The 17,582-nt window shown below is 49.0% G+C and carries 16 protein-coding genes; 7 read left to right on the top strand and 9 right to left on the bottom strand.

Translation table 11 applies throughout. The annotated features are described in order from the left end of the window. Positions 1 to 39: 39 nt before the first annotated feature. The 4 genes from ACOSVP_RS12415 to ACOSVP_RS12400 all read right to left on the bottom strand — a co-directional run bounded on the left by ACOSVP_RS12415 (position 40) and on the right by ACOSVP_RS12400 (position 3,858). The gene (locus tag ACOSVP_RS12415) at positions 40 to 816 is read right to left on the bottom strand and encodes a helix-turn-helix domain-containing protein (protein ID WP_487347826.1); all 777 of its coding nucleotides are present in this window, start codon (positions 814 to 816) and stop codon (positions 40 to 42) included. Positions 817 to 971: 155 nt separating this feature from the next. Then, positions 972 to 1,928 carry an NADPH:quinone reductase gene (locus tag ACOSVP_RS12410; protein ID WP_487347825.1) on the bottom strand — a complete coding sequence of 319 codons (957 nt, stop codon included), beginning with the start codon at positions 1,926 to 1,928 and terminating at the stop codon, positions 972 to 974. 15 nt (positions 1,929 to 1,943) lie between these two features. Continuing rightward, entirely contained in the window at positions 1,944 to 3,335 is a 1,392-nt protein-coding gene (locus tag ACOSVP_RS12405) for a TRAP transporter large permease (RefSeq protein WP_487347824.1), read from the bottom strand. 1 nt (position 3,336) lies between these two features. Continuing rightward, positions 3,337 to 3,858 carry a TRAP transporter small permease subunit gene (locus tag ACOSVP_RS12400; RefSeq protein ID WP_487347823.1) on the bottom strand — a complete coding sequence of 174 codons (522 nt, stop codon included), beginning with the start codon at positions 3,856 to 3,858 and terminating at the stop codon, positions 3,337 to 3,339. 320 nt (positions 3,859 to 4,178) lie between these two features. Here ACOSVP_RS12400 and ACOSVP_RS12395 point away from each other — a divergent pair, with 320 nt between their 5' ends. From ACOSVP_RS12395 to phoU, 5 genes are all read left to right on the top strand, one after another. Further along, entirely contained in the window at positions 4,179 to 5,147 is a 969-nt protein-coding gene (locus ACOSVP_RS12395; RefSeq protein WP_487347822.1) for a PstS family phosphate ABC transporter substrate-binding protein, read from the top strand. A gap of 115 nt (positions 5,148 to 5,262) precedes the next feature. Further along, on the top strand, positions 5,263 to 7,515 hold the full coding sequence (locus ACOSVP_RS12390) for an ABC transporter permease subunit (protein ID WP_487347821.1): 2,253 nt from the start codon (positions 5,263 to 5,265) through the stop codon (positions 7,513 to 7,515). After that, positions 7,515 to 9,227 carry a phosphate ABC transporter permease PstA gene (gene pstA, locus ACOSVP_RS12385; RefSeq protein WP_487347820.1) on the top strand — a complete coding sequence of 571 codons (1,713 nt, stop codon included), beginning with the start codon at positions 7,515 to 7,517 and terminating at the stop codon, positions 9,225 to 9,227. The genes ACOSVP_RS12390 and pstA overlap by 1 nt, the downstream gene beginning before the upstream one ends. Positions 9,228 to 9,247: 20 nt before the next feature. Continuing rightward, the gene (pstB, locus tag ACOSVP_RS12380) at positions 9,248 to 10,078 is read left to right on the top strand and encodes a phosphate ABC transporter ATP-binding protein PstB (RefSeq protein WP_487347819.1); all 831 of its coding nucleotides are present in this window, start codon (positions 9,248 to 9,250) and stop codon (positions 10,076 to 10,078) included. Between the two features lie 17 nt (positions 10,079 to 10,095). Continuing rightward, positions 10,096 to 10,818 (top strand): phosphate signaling complex protein PhoU, encoded by a 723-nt coding sequence (phoU, locus tag ACOSVP_RS12375; RefSeq protein ID WP_487347818.1) that lies wholly within the window; start codon positions 10,096 to 10,098, stop codon positions 10,816 to 10,818. 71 nt (positions 10,819 to 10,889) lie between these two features. Here the strand turns inward: phoU and ACOSVP_RS12370 are convergent, their stop codons facing one another. Genes ACOSVP_RS12370 through ACOSVP_RS12360 form a run of 3 tightly spaced genes read right to left on the bottom strand, consistent with a single transcriptional unit; the run spans position 10,890 to position 13,542 of the window. After that, positions 10,890 to 11,222: an Hpt domain-containing protein gene (locus ACOSVP_RS12370; RefSeq protein ID WP_487347817.1), complete on the bottom strand. Its 333-nt coding sequence runs from the start codon at positions 11,220 to 11,222 to the stop codon at positions 10,890 to 10,892. An 11-nt stretch (positions 11,223 to 11,233) separates the two neighbouring features. After that, a complete protein-coding gene (locus ACOSVP_RS12365; RefSeq protein ID WP_487347816.1) occupies positions 11,234 to 13,030 on the bottom strand; it encodes a sensor histidine kinase in 1,797 nt (598 codons plus the stop codon). After that, positions 13,027 to 13,542 (bottom strand): putative pterin-binding protein, encoded by a 516-nt coding sequence (locus tag ACOSVP_RS12360; RefSeq protein ID WP_487347815.1) that lies wholly within the window; start codon positions 13,540 to 13,542, stop codon positions 13,027 to 13,029. Before ACOSVP_RS12360 ends, ACOSVP_RS12365 begins: the two co-directional genes overlap by 4 nt. A gap of 238 nt (positions 13,543 to 13,780) precedes the next feature. On the opposite strand from ACOSVP_RS12360, the gene cysZ reads away from it, so the two are divergent. Together cysZ and ACOSVP_RS12350 are read left to right on the top strand one after the other, a co-directional pair. Next, the gene (gene cysZ, locus ACOSVP_RS12355) at positions 13,781 to 14,551 is read left to right on the top strand and encodes a sulfate transporter CysZ (RefSeq protein WP_487347814.1); all 771 of its coding nucleotides are present in this window, start codon (positions 13,781 to 13,783) and stop codon (positions 14,549 to 14,551) included. 9 nt (positions 14,552 to 14,560) lie between these two features. Next, positions 14,561 to 15,394, top strand: a complete 834-nt coding sequence (locus ACOSVP_RS12350; RefSeq protein WP_487347813.1) for a response regulator — start codon at positions 14,561 to 14,563, stop codon at positions 15,392 to 15,394. Between the two features lie 69 nt (positions 15,395 to 15,463). On the opposite strand, the gene phoR is transcribed toward ACOSVP_RS12350, so the two are convergent. Together phoR and phoB are read right to left on the bottom strand one after the other, a co-directional pair. Beyond that, the gene (phoR, locus tag ACOSVP_RS12345) at positions 15,464 to 16,867 is read right to left on the bottom strand and encodes a phosphate regulon sensor histidine kinase PhoR (RefSeq protein ID WP_487347812.1); all 1,404 of its coding nucleotides are present in this window, start codon (positions 16,865 to 16,867) and stop codon (positions 15,464 to 15,466) included. A gap of 7 nt (positions 16,868 to 16,874) precedes the next feature. After that, complete coding sequence (gene phoB / locus ACOSVP_RS12340; RefSeq protein WP_487347811.1) at positions 16,875 to 17,570, bottom strand: phosphate regulon transcriptional regulator PhoB; 696 nt, start codon at positions 17,568 to 17,570, stop codon at positions 16,875 to 16,877. Positions 17,571 to 17,582: the final 12 nt, after the last annotated feature.

The raw sequence follows: 17,582 nt of genomic DNA, 5'->3' as shown, positions 1-17,582 counted from the left end.
ATAAGAAAGTCCGATAGCAAAAGCGGCTGAGGTGGCTGATCAATGACCGCGAAATTGTTTTTGGTATTTCAGTGGTGTAATACCCAAGGTTTGCGAAAAAGTGCTGGTCATGGCGCTTTGGCTGGAAAAGCCGCTCATTTCTGCCACTTGCACTGGGGGATGACCTTCACGCAATAAATATTGCGCCCGCTCCAAACGTTTGCGGATTAGGTATTGGTGTGGCGTCATGCCGGTGCGATCTTTAAAGCGTTCATGGAACTGACTCACGCTTAAAAAGCAGAAGTTCGCGAGTTGACTGATTTGCACCCGTTTCGACAAGTTAAGCTCGATAAATTGATCGAGCTTTTCGATATCCAGATTGTGGCCGCGTACCTTGATGTCTTGGCTGGCGAGCTGGTGGCGAATGGCGCTCAGTAGGGTGTTGCCACAGGCACGCGCTAACAAGGGATCTTCTGGGTATTGCTGTAATTCGCCCGATAAAGCCGAGGCCAGCACTTGTAGGCGCGGGTTGAGCTCAAAGTAGGCCGCTTGATCGAATAGACGCGACACCACTTCGTATTCTTCATCGGTGATGGCTTTCTGTGGTGGTACCGGCAAGTTCACCACCATGATGCGGTTATCACCTAAGCCAACAAACTGATGTCCCTCTGACGATGGCACGATGCAACCGCTGCCCGAACGCATTTGTCGGCCACCTTTGCTGTCGATGTCAAAGTCGGTATTGCCGTCCAAAACCACCACTAATTGGTGATAATCGTGATCGTGAGTGTCGGCCACGCTGGGTAAGCTAAATACGTCGGAATCAGAATGGGTCAATGAAACTGCCTACTTTTTGTGCAATGCAAGCGTAGAAGTATAACCAGCTAATTCTCAATTGAGTAGCACAAAGTGATTGGTTATTCAGAAATGAAAAGAGGGTGACCAAATATGGATACCCTCTTTGTCAGTGCTAGCAAAGGTGTGTGCGATGCTTACAGCACGACCACCAAGTTGCCTTGAGCGCCGCTTTTCAGTACATCTTCATGGGCTTGCGCCAGTTCTGTCAGGGCGTACTCTTTGCGAATCACAGGCTTCAACACGCCTTTTTCAAATAATGGCAGCATAGCTTTGGCAATGCGTGCTAGCTCTTCCGGCTTAACGTTTGCCAGTGCCACACCCATTACGGCTGCGTCACGTGCCATCAGATCACGTGGGTTAATTTCCACCGTGCCACGGTTACCGATCACTGCTACTGTGCCACCAAAAGCCAAGGCTTTTAAGTCTTGGTCTAGATTGTGGTTGGCCAGCATTTCAATGATGACATTGAAGCCGTTTTGCAGCGATTGGTAAGGCGCTAGATAACCTTCTTGGTTGTGCATAATGACTTCTTGCACACCTTGAGCACGTAGCAGATTAGCACCCTCGATCGTGCCAGCAGAGGCCACCACCTGCATACCCGCAGCGAGAGCCAACTGCACGACAGCAATGCCCACGGCACCGGTGGCACCGTGAACCAAGACCTTATCGCCCGCTTGCGCATGAGCGCGACCAAACAAAGCACGGTGTGCGGTGGTGTAAGGAATACCCAAGCATGCCCCTTCGGCAAAGCTTAGAGCGTTCGCCAATGGGAAGGTATGGGTTGGCACACAGACCGCGTATTCCGCCGCCGAACCGCTTAGGTTACGGGAGAAATAGACCCGCTGGCCCACTTGGAAGTTGGCCACATTTGAGCCCACTTCAACAATGGTGCCTGCGCCATCATTGCCCGGTGTATGCGGGAATGAGGCGCTGTAGTTGTTGGTGCCTGAACGGATGTAAGTGTCGACTGGGTTAACCCCTGACGCGCCTACTTGGACTAGGATCTGGTCCGCATTAATGGTCGGTTTGTCCGCATCCACCAGCATTAAATCGCTTGCTGGGCCGTAATCGTTCACTTGCATCGCTTTCATAGCATCTCCTTTTTATTAGTCGGCGTAGACCACTTCAGGCAACCAAGTCGCCAAGTCAGGCCATACGGACAACAATACCAAGACAAACAACTGGATCAAAATAAATGGAATCACACCCTTGTAGATCGACTGTGTCTTCACTTCGGCTGGCGCCACACCACGTAGGTAGAACAGAGCAAAACCAAACGGTGGTGTTAGGAAGGATGTTTGTAGGTTAATCGCCATCATGATACCTAACCAGATCGGGTCTAGGCCCATGGCTAGCAAAACTGGCGCAACGATTGGCACCACCACGAAGGTGATTTCAATGAAGTCCAAGATAAAGCCAAGGAAGAACATCACCAACATGACGATCAAGACCGCACTGATGACACCACCTGGTAGTTGGTTAAAGAACTCATGAATCAGCTCTTCACCACCAAAGCCGCGGAACACCAAGGAGAACAGTGAGGCGCCGATCAGGATCATAAACACCATGCCGGTGACTTTCGCAGTCGACAGCACACTTTCTTTTAGGGTTTGCAATGATAGCTTGCCAGATGCCCACGCAAGAATAGCGGCACCAAAAGCACCCACACCCGCTGCTTCGGTAGGCGTGGCAAGACCACCAAGGATCGAACCTAATACCGCGAGGATCAGCAATAGTGGTGGTAATAGGCCTTTGATGATTTCCATCGCTAGGGAGGAGTCATCGACACCACGACGCAGTTCTTCTTTGGGAACCGCTGGCGCTTTATGTGGTTGTAGCCAAGCCACTGTCGCTACGTAGACAATGTACAGCACCACCAGAATCAGACCTGGGATCAAGGCACCAACAAATAGATCGCCCACGGAAACGGTTTTCGGTGAGAACACGCCCATCTGCAATTGTGCTTTCTGGAACGCGTTGGACATCACATCACCCAGCAATACCAAGGCGATCGACGGCGGAATGATTTGACCTAGGGTACCGGTCGCACAAATCGTACCGGTGGCAAGGGCAGGATCGTAACCACGACGCAACATGGTGGGTAGTGAGATCATACCCATGGTCACCACGGTTGCACCCACGATACCGGTACTGGCCGCCATCAGCATGCCCACTAGGATCACGGAAATGCCCAGACCACCACGCATGGTGCCGAACAGCATCGCCATGGAATCCAATAGGCGCTCAGCGAGCTTAGATTTTTCGAGCAAAACCCCCATCAAGACAAACAGTGGCACGGCAATCAGGGTTTCGTTACGCACGATACCAAACAGGCGGTTCGGTAAGGCTTCTAGGAACACTGGGTCGAAGGTGCCAAACAAGGCGCCGCCCGCAGCAAACAAGAGTGCCGTACCGCCCAAAGAGAAGGCCACTGGGTAACCGAACAGCAGAAACACACAGACACCGGCAAACAGCCATAAAGGTAAAAATTCAGCCACCTTAATGTGCCTCCGTTAATTGCTGTTTATTAAGGACCACCCCTAGGTTTTTCAGAATGTCAGCAATGCCTTGAATAATCAGCAGCGCCATCATAATCGGAATCAGGGTTTTTAATAGGTAAATGAAGGGCAAGCCACCTGGTTCTTGTGATGTTTCCAACACACGCCAAGAGGCTGCCACGTAGTCAATACTCATGTACGCCGTGTAGGCACAGAACGGTAACAAGAAGAACAGGCCACCTAAGATATTCACCCACGCTTTTTTGCGCGGTGAGAAATCTCGGTATAGCACATCCACTCGTACGTGTTCGTCGTCCTTAAAGGTGTACGCTGCGCCGAGCATAAACACCATAGCATGCATGTATAGTACAGACTCTTGAAGGGCGATGGAGCCAATCCCTAGGCCGTAGCGCAACACTACGATCAAACAGGTCAGCAACATCATTACTAGGGTAAGCCAAGCAACACATTTCCCCACAACGGTGGAAATGCCTTCGGCCCCACAAATGATTTTGTTAAGCATTTTATAACCCACAGACTGTTTTTTGCTTTTGTAATAGAAAGGCGGAAGAAATCCGTGCGGTCAGTCTATTGGATATCCCCGCTATTGGGAATATTTGTACGCTATTTCCAACATAATGGTGCGCTTTAAGTGAGGTTACGGCGGTTTTTTTCGAATGTTTGCGGCTGCCGAAAAAATATTCAGTTTATTTCAATCTTTAACATTTTTGTCACAAAGGCTCTTTATAGTCTTCATCATCGAATGAGAACGAGCTTATTCGGTCTCTAAAAAAGAAGATTTTAATTCATACCAAACTGACTATAACCATTGAGGTTGAAGTGATGAAAAAATTAGTTGCTACTCTAGCAGTGTCTACCCTAGCAGGCGTTTCTGCTAACGTAATGGCAGACGTTGATGCAAACCTACCTACTTACACTAAAGCAAGTGGTGTATCTGGTAACATTTCTAGTGTTGGTTCTGACACGCTAGCGAACCTAATGACACTTTGGGCAGAAGACTTCAAACGTCTTTACCCTAACGTGAACATCCAGATTCAAGCAGCTGGTTCTTCTACTGCGCCACCAGCGCTAACAGAAGGTACTTCTAACTTCGGTCCTATGTCTCGTATGATGAAAGACAAAGAAGTTGCTGCATTCGAGAAAAAATACGGCTACAAGCCAACTGCTATTCCAGTTGCAATCGACGCTCTAGCAGTATTCGTACACAAAGATAACCCAATCAAAGGTCTATCTCTTCCAGAAGTGGATGCAATCTTCTCTTCTACTCGTAAGGGTGGTCACAGCGAAGACATCACTAACTGGGGTGCTACAGGTCTAGATGGCGCTTGGGCGAGCCGTGACGTTCAGTTGTTCGGTCGTAACTCAGTATCTGGTACTTACGGTTACTTCAAAGAGCACGCGCTTTACAAAGGTGACTTCAAGAACTCTGTAAACGAACAGCCTGGTTCTGCTTCTGTTGTACAGTCAGTTTCTACTTCTCTAAACGGTATTGGTTACTCTGGTATCGGTTACAAAACATCTTCAGTACGCGCTCTACCACTTTCTAAAGCAGAAGGCGGCGAGCTAGTAGAAGCGACTGTTGATAACGCTGCAACGGGTAAGTACCCACTGTCTCGTTTCCTTTACGTTTACGTAAACAAAGAGCCAAACAAACCACTAGCTCCACTAGAGCGTGAGTTCGTGAAGATGGTTCTTTCTAAAATGGGTCAAGAAGTTGTAGTGAAAGATGGTTACATCCCACTACCAGCTAAAGTTTCTGCTAAATACCTATCTGATCTAGGTATTCAGTAAGAACTGAATAATAGGGAAAGCTTGCAGGATGCATTAAGAGCAGGGGGGATTTCGATCTCTCCTGCTTTTGTTGCGTCGCGAGCTGTCACAAAAATGTCATAAAAAGTGAATTCGGATGAGTACAAAAGCGGATCAAAAAATACCCGAACTAGACTTCGATACGCCGGCTCTCAAGCGTCATCGTAAAGTTCGTGCGCTAAAAGACCGTACTGCAGGCATTGGCATTGCCATTGGTGGTAGCAGTGTGATCTTGGCTGTCCTACTGATATGTTTCTACTTAATGTACGAGGTTGCACCGCTATTTTCTGGTGCCAGTATTGAGCAGAAAGACAGCTACGCTTTGCCAGCCGCCGAGTCTGGTAAAAGTCTATACCTAACTTCTGAAGAACAAACAGAAGTCGGTTTCCGTGTCGCAGAAAACGGCGACATGATTTACTTCAATATGGCAGACGGACGTGTCATGAACCAAGTGGCTAACCCATTGGGTAAGCCAACGGCGTTTGCTTTAGAATCTGATACTAGCCGACTAATGGCCTTCGCTTTCGAAGATGGCCGCGTGTTAGTTGCGCAACAAGCCTACAAAACGACTTACCCAGACGGTGAGCGTTTAATCACTCCAAGCATTGAATTCCCTTATGGTACAGAAGGGATTCAAGTGGCGGATTTCGCGCCACGTCACCTGAGCATCCGTAACAACGACGAGCGTATGACGATTGCCGCCGTAGGCGATCAACAAGCGCAAGTAACGCGTGTCACGAAAGATGTGAACTTCATCACTGAAGAAGTCGAACTGACTGAAACCAGCACAGAAATTCCATTTGTTGCGGGTACGCACTCGCTGCTTATCTCGGGTGATCAGCGTTACCTATACGTCGCCGATCAACAGGGCAACATGTCTGAATTCGATCTACGTGATCTAAACGACGTGACCTTAAAAGATCAAATCGACCTTATCGAAGGCAATGCACAGTTAGTGTCTATGCGCTACTTGCTAGGTCAGTCATCAGTGATGGTGGCCGACAGCGCGGGTCGTGTGAGCCAATGGTTTAACGTACGTGATGAAAACAACGTTGAGCACCTGACTTACATCCGTGATGTGAAACATCCTGCCGGTCTAGTAGACATGGCGATGGAGCACCGTCGTAAAGGTTTTGCGACCCTAGATGAGCGTGGTGTGGTTTCTATCTTCAACGCTACCTCTAGTCGTGAAGTGATCAACGAGCGTCTAAGTGATGATACGGCAACTATGATCAGCTTTGCACCGCGTGCTAACGGTCTGTTGCTAGAAGACGCGAAAGGTCTGCACTTCTTTGCCGTCGACAACGAACACCCTGAAGTATCTTGGTCTTCCCTATGGGGCAAGGTGTGGTACGAAGGTTACCAAGAGCCGACATACACTTGGCAGTCTTCTGCGGCGAACAACGACTTCGAGCCAAAATACAGCTTGATGCCATTGGCGTTCGGTACCCTGAAAGCCGCATTCTACGCGATGTTGATGGCGGTACCTTTGGCAATCTGTGGCGCGATCTACACCGCTTACTTCATGGCACCGGGTCTACGCCGTAAAGTAAAACCTGTGATCGAGTTGATGGAAGCCCTACCAACGGTCATCCTAGGTTTCTTGGCGGGTCTATTCTTCGCACCATTCCTTGAAGAAAACCTTGCCGCAGCGTTCAGTATTTTGATCGTATTGCCACTGGGTATCTTACTATTTGCCTTTATCTGGTCACGTATGCCACAGAGCATCCGTTTCCTAGTGCCAGAAGGCTGGCAGCCAATGCTACTGATTCCAGTCGTCGTACTACTAGGCTGGTTCTGTGTGGCAATGAGTCCTGTGATCGAATTGAGCTTCTTCGACGGTAACATCCGTGGCTTTATCACTAACGATCTAGGTATCACGTTCGACCAACGTAACGCCCTAGTGGTTGGTTTTGCGATGGGCTTCGCGGTCATTCCGACGATCTTCTCGATCACTGAAGATGCGATCTTCTCTGTGCCAAAAGCGCTAACTCAAGGCTCTCTAGCGTTGGGCGCGACTTACTGGCAAACCATGACGCGTGTGGTACTACCAACCGCAAGTCCAGGTATCTTCTCTGCCATCATGATCGGTATGGGTCGTGCGGTTGGTGAAACCATGATCGTATTGATGGCCACTGGTAACACACCAATTATGGACTTCAACATCTTCGAAGGTATGCGTACCTTGGCGGCTAACTTGGCCGTGGAAGTACCTGAGTCAGAAGTGGGTAGCTCGCACTACCGTATCTTGTTCTTGGCAGCGTTTGTGTTGTTTACCTTCACCTTTGTTGTGAACACCATCGCTGAATCCGTGCGCCAGCACCTACGTAAGAAATACGGATCGCTGTAATGAGTAATGAACTGAAATTAAAAAATCAAACCGTATCACAGTGGGTGAAGTCTGGTGATCCATGGGTATGGTTGAACGCAGGCGCGGTAGCGATCTGTGTGATCATGGTAATCGGTCTATTGGCCTTGATCGCGGTACGTGGTCTAGGTCACTTCTGGCCAGCCGACATTAACCAAGGTACTTACAGCCTACCAGGCTCAACGCCTTACACATTGGTAGCAGAACGTGTTGAGTCAACCGAAGTACCGGCGGCTCAGCTTCGTGAAGCGGGTATCGATGTGGAAGATCATCATGATCTGATGATGCGTTCCTTGATGAAAACCGGTAACCGTGATGTCTACGGTTCGGATTTCCGTTGGGTAATCGACGAGTACTACACCGATGTGACCAAACCAGAAATGCTGTTCGCAGCGGAACGTCACGAATGGGGTAACTTGTACGGCTACCTAAAAGCAGTGAAAGAGAATGGCCAAGTCGTTGCGCAAACGTCTGACCTGACGGCAACGGATTCTGCGTTGGCGACTTGGGCAGCGTTTGAGAAAAGTATTGCGCGTGCGAGCACGATTTACGACGACATCCACGAAGTGGAAAAAGGCGAAATCGGTACGATCAACTACAAGCTAGAGCGTCTACGTCTGGAACAGCGCCGTTTAGAGCTAAACAATGCGCTAACGCCAGAGAAATTGGCCGACATCGATGCCCAGCGTGCTGAGCAAGATGCCTTGTACCAAGCGCTACAACAACGTTTGATCGATCTGTACGCTGAAATCAACCGTGATACCTTCATCGTGCAAGTGATGGATGGCAGCGAACATGAGCTACAAGTTGCGAAAATCGTGCGTGCTTACCGTCCAAATGCTATGGGCATTGCTGAGAAGATGGGCTTCTACGGTTCGAAAGTGGTGGAATTCCTAACCGCTGAGCCACGTGAAGCGAACACCGAAGGTGGTGTGTTCCCAGCGATCTTTGGTACTGTCATGATGGTATTGTTGATGACCATCCTAGTGACACCATTTGGTGTGGTGGCGGCGGTTTACCTACGTGAATACGCATCACAAGGTTTTGTGACACGTATTATCCGTATCGCGGTAAACAACCTAGCGGGTGTACCTTCGATCGTATACGGTGTATTCGGTTTAGGTTTCTTCGTTTACTTCCTAGGTTCTGGTATTGACCAAGCCTTGTTCCCTGAAGCACTGCCATCACCGACTTTCGGTACCGGCGGTCTAATGTGGGCGTCGATCACCCTAGCACTGCTAACCGTGCCAGTGGTTATCGTAGCCACCGAAGAAGGTCTATCACGTATTCCTCGTAACGTACGTGAAGGCTCTTTGGCACTGGGGGCAACCAAAGCCGAAACCCTATGGCGTGTGGTATTGCCAATGGCCAGCCCAGCGATCATGACCGGTGTGATTCTTGCGGTAGCCCGTGCTGCCGGTGAGGTAGCGCCGCTGATGTTGGTGGGTGTGGTAAAACTGGCACCATCGCTACCATTGGATGGCAACTACCCGTTCATCCACTTGGATCAGAAATTCATGCACTTGGGCTTCCACATTTATGATGTGGGCTTCCAGAGTCCAAACGTAGAGGCAGCGCGCCCATTGGTTTACGCGACTGCACTTTTATTGGTAATCGTGATTGCATTGCTTAACTTAGCAGCCGTTACCATCCGTAACCACCTACGTGAAAAATACAAATCGCTGGAAATGTAAGACGGCGGAGAGAGACGATTATGAGCGCAACAAATACACACTCAATTGATATTTCAGCAATGCAACGTAGCCAGCAGGCGCTGCGCATTGAAGACGAAAAAGTTTGTCTTTCCGTTAAAGACTTACACCTTTACTACGGCGACAAAGAAGCTCTGAAAGGGATCGATATGATCATCCCTGAGAAGAAAGTAACCGCGTTTATCGGCCCATCTGGCTGTGGTAAATCAACGCTGCTACGTTGCTTCAACCGCATGAACGACCTAGTAGACAGCTGTCGCATCACAGGTGAAATCAACCTGCACGACACCAACATCTACGAAAAAGGCACCGACGTAGCGGAACTACGTCGTCGCGTGGGCATGGTATTCCAGAAGCCAAACCCATTCCCGAAAAGTATCTACGAAAACGTGGCTTACGGCCTACGTATTCAAGGGATTAACAAGAAGCGTGTGATCGACGAAACGGTTGAATGGGCACTGCGCTCAGCGGCGCTGTGGGACGAAGTAAAAGACCGTCTACACGAAAGTGCCCTAGGCATGTCCGGTGGTCAGCAGCAGCGTCTAGTAATCGCCCGTACGGTAGCGGTGAAACCAGAAGTATTGCTACTAGACGAGCCAGCGTCAGCACTTGACCCGATCTCTACCTTGAAGATCGAAGAGCTGATTCACCAGCTAAAAGAAGAATTTACCATTGCCATCGTTACCCACAACATGCAGCAGGCAGCACGTGTTTCTGACTATACTGCGTTTATGTACATGGGCAACATGGTGGAGTTTGGTGATACAAACAGCTTGTTCACTAACCCAACTAAACAACAAACTGAAGACTACATCACAGGCCGTTACGGCTAGGATAAGGAACTGCGATCATGAGAGAGTTAACAACGGACCATATTTCTCAACAGTTCAACAGCGAACTGGAGACACTACGTCAGCACTTCTTAACAATGGGTGGTGTAGTTGAAAACCAAGTATCGGACGCGATCCAAGCACTGCTAGAAAGCGATGGCACGCTAGCAGAAGAAGTGAAAGAAAAAGATACCACGGTGAACCAGCTAGACGGCATCATTGACGAGGAATGTACGCGTATCCTTGCAAAACGTCAGCCTGCGGCCACCGACTTGCGTATGATCCTATCGATCAGCAAAGCGGTCAGTGAGCTGGAGCGCATGGGGGATGAAGCGAAGAAAATCGCCGATCATGCTCTTAAACTGATTCAAGAAGGCGAATCGCCACGTGGTTACGTGGAAATCAGCCGTATTGGTCAAATGGTGTCACGCATGGTACGCGAGAGCTTGGATGCTTACGCTCGCCTAGACCTTGAGCTAGCCGTTAGCGTTGCGCAAGCGGACCGCTCGGTGGACCTTGAGTACAAAACAGCGATTCGTTCTTTGATCACTTACATGATGGAAGACCCACGCTCAATCAGCCGTGTGTTTAACGTGATCTGGGTACTACGTGCCCTAGAGCGTATCGGTGACCACTCCCGCCACCTATGTCAGCACCTAGTGTACTTGATCAACGGTGTGAACGTGCGTCACGTGCCAACGGAAGAGTTGGCGCAACTGGCGAAAGACGAGAAAAAAGCGTAATTCATTGCGCGCATATAAAAAGGGGGCGAGATCCTAAGATCTCGCCCCCTTTTTTTGTTTTTAATGGTCTATTACAGCAGTGCTGCCAGTTCATTAAGGGCACTGGGGTATTCCGCTTTGGCGCTGTGAAACAGGGCGCTAAGTGGCTCCGTTTGACCTTGACTGGCACTGGCTTCCATCTGCGCAAATAAGCTCGCTAATGAGACCAAAGCCAGGTTTGAGCTGGCTGACTTCAGCGAGTGGCTAAGCTGCTCAACATGCTCAAGATTGCCCGTGCTGACCGCCACTTCCAAGGTGACTAGCTTGGCTTGGCTGTCTTCCTCATAGCTGCGTTTCACCTTAAGTAAGGTGTCACGTCCCAGAATATCTTTCAGAGTCTTTAATTGCGTATGATCCACTACCATGGGGAGTGCTCCTAATCCTGTGAGCGTAATAAAGCCGCTAATTGACTGGCGGTAATGGGGTAATGGTAGACCGCCTCGGCGTGAAACTCAGGGTACTTCTGAGCGAGAGCGGAGCACCAAATAATCTTGACCGACTGTCGTTGCAGCTGTTTTAAGTATTCTAACTGTATGCTGGAAATGGTCGATTTGTCACTGACCAATAACCATAAAAACGGCACTGGCGAGTCATTGAGAACTAACATGGTGAGCTGTTCTTCGGAGATTCTTTGTACCGCATAGTGTTCTGCCAGCACCGCTTCGATCGCTTGGTCGAGCAGGCTATCGCTGCTAAGAACAGCGACAGATGTGGCGGCATGCTCGGGGTTCGGCTCATTAGCGAAAGTGTTAACCCCCATCGGTAGGTCTATCCAAATCTCAGAGCCTTTTTCTTGTGATGTCGAAAAGTGTAATTCGCCATCGAGTGAACCAATTAATAAATGGCATAGGGTAAAGCCAAGGCCCATCTGATGGATCTGATTGGCCACCGTATTGGTCGGATTAAAAGGGTTGGCGCGCAAGCCCATTTGAATCGCTTCCGGTAAGCCTTCTCCGGAATCACGCACGCTTATTTGCACCATCTTAATGGCCTTATTACTGCGTTTCTCGGGCAGATGTAAAATCGGCAAGGTCGAGGGACGAATGTTCACCAGCAGCTCAGCGTTCATGCAGTGCGGCGTCATTTGTAGAATAAGCGCTGTGAGAATTTCGTGCAGACGTTTGTAATCCGTATCTACTTTAATTGGGATACGCGGGTCCACCTGACACACCACTCTGACATTGTGTGCATGAAAGGTCGGCTCCAATGCGTTAATGGTGTAATCCAGATGGTCGCGGATCACGCCTTCACTAAGGTGCGGCTTGAGTTGGTTGGCTTCGATCAGAATCAAGTCATGGTAGCCATCTAGCAAGGTGAGGATTTGGCTATTCTGGTTCGTGATACGCTCTAAGTCCGTTTGTGTTATTGGATCGGCACTGTCTTGTTTTAGCGAAGACAGACGGCTGATCATACTGGTGATGGTGGGTTTAAGTTCATTAGTGATACGACTGATCAGCTCAACTTTGCCACTCAATGTGTCTTGGATACGTTGTTCCAAGCGGGCGGTGCGGTTCAGCGACTGGCGGAATGTTTGCGACAGTTTAAAGGTCATTAACAAGAGTGCACCGGAAATTACTAACAGAATAAGGGAGATCAGCTGGATATATTCCAACTGCACATCCAACTCGGCCCGTTTGTTGGTGACATAATCGTTAGCACCCTGATTAACGATCACCACGAAGTCGGTAATTTGTGAATCCAGCGAACGTAGCCGCGCCATAATAATCGGTACTTGGTCTAAACGGCCGTTTTCTAAGTGTTCGATATTGAGGCTAATCAGCTCTAATTCACCAGAAATAATGTTCAGTAAACGGGTCGCTCGACCATTGGCAAAGTTACGAATATGACGACCTAGATCGCCTTTACGCAGTAAATCGACACGGCTTAATACCAAGTCGTATTGGAAGTAAGCATTGCCATTGACCGGTAGGTCCTGCGCTTTGAGGTCTGATAAATAGTTCATCAAACGGTAGGTTTGTAGCTGCAGTTGCAAAGAGTGCCAACGGGAGCTGTCGAATACTTGGCGGGCATTCAGACGTGTGCTGTTATCGGCCAAGGGAATCAGCAAAAAAGTCAGCAGTGATGCGCTACAAACGCAGATAATTAATAAGTTAATTAGGGTGCGTTTGCGTTGCTTATTGCGCTCTGGGGTTTGCTCGGTTGTTGCGCTCATTTGTCTAGCATCAATACTTGCAGAGATTGAATTTGCCAAATCGAACGGCCGTAATAGGCTTCATTGCGCAGTTCTGGGTATTGGTCAAAATCATATACCACCATCAGCGGACCCTTATTGCGTACGGAAATGGCTTTACCATCCATTTCATAGGCAATGATGGCGCGATGATGGTCAAAATCCGCTAACGGCACTTCGGTAATGTATTGATTAGACGCGGTCAAACGAATGAGGTTGCCCTGGATCTCTAATTGCTCGAGTAGATCATTCGGGTCGAATCCCACGTAGTGGTGTGAGCCTTCTTCCCATGGGGTCTGCGTTAAGATTTGATGCACCGGTAGTTGCTTAAGCATGTGCAAATCAAACTCTGCTGGTACTGGAGGATTGGTGGTGCCGCTGTAGCCGCTAACGCTTAACACAACCGGTCCTTGCTGCGCTTCTGATACGGCGAAGGCACTTTGACAAAGGGTGGTGGAAGCTACCACCAAGGCGGTCCAAAAAAGACGTTTCATAGCTATATCCATATCAGAAGTAGGCTCACCATAAGTGTGAGCCTTACAGTGTATCAAATTTGATTTTAAGCGATAGAAGCAATCCGCTCAAAAAACAAGCAGCCATTATATATGTGGCTCGCTGTGTTGAAAAAGCGCACGATTTGGTGCGGCGGTTGGCACACAGCGGACACAAAAATATGCTTAAATAGGCACCCTAAATGTTATTCAGAGAAGTTTTGCAACAAGGACTCAACCTGTGATCACTCATCCTTTTAGCGCCGTTGGCGCCATTATCGAAGCCTTCCCACTGCTGCTGTCGCGCCGCTTACGCTTGTTTCTATTAGCTCCTATTTTAGCAAACATTGCGCTGATGGTATTGCTGTATACGGTTGCGTTAAGTTACATGGGCGTCGCGGTCGATGAAATGATGGGCTTTATGCCAGAGTGGTTGTCATTCCTAAACTGGCTATTTTATCTGTTACTCAACATTGTAGTTGGCTTGTTGATGTTCTATAGCTTCTCGGTCGGTGTGAATATCTTAGCGGCGCCCTTTATGGCGTTTCTGGCGGAGAAAGTGGAAGAGCATCAAACCGGTAAGCAGTTTGATGAAGATATGAGCGTTGCCGGCTTGATGGCGATTGCGGGACGCAGTTTAAAACGTGAGTTACAGAAGTTGTTTTACTTCCTACCGCGTTTCCTCGGCCTGCTGTTGCTGTCTTTTATTCCGGTGGTAAACGTGGTGGCGCCGTTCTTGTTGGTGTTGTTCTCGGCTTGGATGTTAGCGCTGCAATATATGGATTACGCTTTTGATAACAATAAGATTCCGTTCCCTGAGATGCGTGCGTCGTTACGCGAAAAGCCGCTATTGTGCTGGACGTTTGGCTTTATTGTGATGTTTGCCGTGACCATTCCGTTTTTGAATTTATTTGTGATGCCAATTGCGGTGGTAGCGGCGACCTTGCTTTGGATTAAGTTGTTCAGTGAACGCTTTGTGAATTACGCCGACTTATTGTCTCAGACCCGATAGGACTCGATTTTGAAAATACTGGTTGTTGATGATGCGTCGTTTACTCGTGATTTGATTAAACGAACCTTGCGTAAGCGCTTTCCATCGGTCACGGTGGAAGAAGCGGTGAATGGTCGCAAAGCCCAGCAAATGCTGGAAAAAGTGCCCTTCGATATGGTGCTATGTGACTGGGAAATGCCAGAAATGACGGGGGTTGAGTTGCTACAGTGGTGTCGCGAGCAACCCAATTACAAGAAAGACGTATTACCGTTTGTCATGATTACCAGCCGTGGCGATAAATCCCATGTGGTGGAAGCAGTGCAATCGGGGGTGACCGATTATCTGGGCAAACCCTTCTCAGCAGATCAATTGGTACAGAAGGTGTTGGCGGCGGCGAAGCGCAACGGCTTGGAAAAAAAGCTGGATTCGGCACCGCGTAGCCATGTGGCGCCTTCGACCGGCGGTGTGGCGTCGGGTTCATTGGATGTGTTGATGGCGGGGACGGCCAATCCGAAAGCTGCACCCACACCTAAGATCACCAACCCAACCGTATCGATTAAGGATGTGAAAATCCCAACCAAGGTGCGTTTTGCGGGTAAAGAGTTCCGTTGTATGGTGGTGCATTTCGGCAAAGAAGAAGCCACCCTGTTGATCAAAAGTGATGACGTGATCCCAACCGTGTTGGATCAAGCGGTCTTAGACCTAACCTTTGAGCAGAAGGTGAATCGTCTGAACTACTACGTGCAAGCGGTGGCGACCACTGAGAAAAAACATGACTCGGCGTTTTTAACCGTGACCCTGTGTTTGATCGATCAGGACGCGGACAAGGAAGCCTTTATTCAGCGTTTATTTGATTCGTTGTAAGAACGATTCAGACGACGCATAAAAAAGCCCAATGCATTGCATTGGGCTTTTTTGTATCTGAGTGCTGCACTACGCAGAAGGCGTATGCGCGGATGTTTCTGAGCCGTTCTCAGCCGTATCGGACACTTTCTTCACGTCATCCACGTTGTCTTCCACATCGCTTGCCACGGTCGCTAGCAATGCCTCTTGGCGTACACGGTCGGTTGGGAAGTGGCAGGAGAAGGTGCTGCCAAACCCCGGTTGACTGCGAATTTGCAGCTTGGCGTTATGGTGAATCAAGACGTGCTTGACGATCGCTAAGCCCAAACCAGTACCACCAGTGTTAGAGCCGCGGCCCTTATCGACACGGAAGAAGCGTTCCGTTAGACGTGGAATGTGGCGTGGGTCGATGCCCAAACCTTGGTCTTCTACTGAGAACACTCCACTGAATTCATTTTGAATCCATTTTACCTGAACGTGACCACCTTCTGGTGAGTACTTGATCGCGTTGAAGATAAGGTTTGAAAACGCGCTATAAAGCTCACTGGTAGCGCCATAAATGTAGCTATCTTCTGGAATCTCAAAGCTAATCTCATGCTGCTCTGACATCATCGGCAGGGCGGTTTTACGCACCGTCTCACAAATGTCTTCCAGCTTAAGCCATTGATGGGGCTCTTTCTGATCATTGGTCTCTAGGCGAGACAGCAACAACAAGTCCTCGATCAAATGCTCCATACGCAACGACTGATCGGTCATATTGACGATACCGCGTTGCATGGACGGCGGCAGGTTATCTTTAAACATGGATAAGGTTTCAAGATAGCCTTTGATCACTGTCAGTGGCGTTTTCAGCTCGTGGGAAGCGTTTGCGACAAAGTCTTTACGCATCTGCTCTAGCAAATGTAAACGGGTCACATCACGGACAAAAATCAGGTGATCGTTTTGGTCGTAAAGCGTGGTTTGCAGCTCTAAATATACCCCTTCTTTTGAAGGCGATTTAATCACGAGAGGCTCACCAAAGCGCTTTTGCGTGAAGTATTTAAAGAATTCCGGATTACGCAGAATATTGGTAATCGGTTGACCACGATCGACAGGACGTTGCAGGCCCAATAACAAGCCCGCCGAGTTGTTCCACCATTCCAAGTTGCCGTTATTATCGGCCATGATCACGCCTTCTTTGAGCGCGGCGGTGGAGTTCTCGATACGGTTCAAGGCTTGGCGCATACGACGTTTCGATTTACGCTGTTTCTTTTGCAGACGATAGACTGCATCAAAGATTTCACCCCAGATACCCGTCGCGTCTGGGGGCGCAGCTTTACCGGAGCGGCGTAGCCAATTGTGAAATTGATACAGTTGATACAGCTGCCAATACAGCGTACCGAGCGTATACAATAAGGCTAGCGCAAGAATATGGCCCAATACGAAACCAATGGCGATCACCGCCATTAGTCCACTCATCCATGTAATGAAAGCTCGTTGCCAAGTTCTTTTCATATAAAGTCTATGCCGTACGTTTCGCAGAGAATCGGTAACCCGTGCCGCGAACCGTTTGAATTAAAAAGTCGTGGGAATCGCCAATCGCTTTACGTAGACGACGAATATGCACATCCACCGTACGCTCTTCAACGTAAACGTTTCCACCCCAGACTTGATCCAATAGCTGTGCGCGAGAGTAGGCACGCTCTTGGTGAGTCATTAAGAATTTCAACAAGCGGTACTCAGTCGGTCCCATCTCGATTGGCATGGTGCCAATGGAAACGCGTTGGCTGATAGGGTCTAGCAGTAGGCCTTCCACTTCGATTGGGTCGTCGACACCTTGTGGTGTGGCACGACGCAATACCGCTTTTAAACGCGCCACCAATTCACGTGGCGAGAATGGCTTGGTGATGTAATCATCCGCACCCACTTCTAGACCTTGAATCTTGTTGTCTTCTTCGCTTTTCGCGGTCAACATGATGACGGGAATTTCCGCCGTGGTTGGGTCTTTTTTCAGGCGACGAGTCAACTCAACGCCACTGCCACCAGGCATCATCCAATCCACTAACACCAAATCAGGGCGGTGATCGACGATCATCTCATGCGCCTGTTGGCTATTTTCCGCTTCCATGTATTCATAGCCAGCCATTTCCAGCGCGACGGCGATCATCTCGCGGATTGGTGCTTCATCATCAATAATTAGTACTTTTTTACCGGTCACAGGATTTATCCT

Source organism: Marinomonas sp. HM11-D (assembly GCF_057626615.1).
Note: the sequence above shows the minus strand (reverse complement) of the source record. Positions and strands in the feature narration are given on the sequence as shown.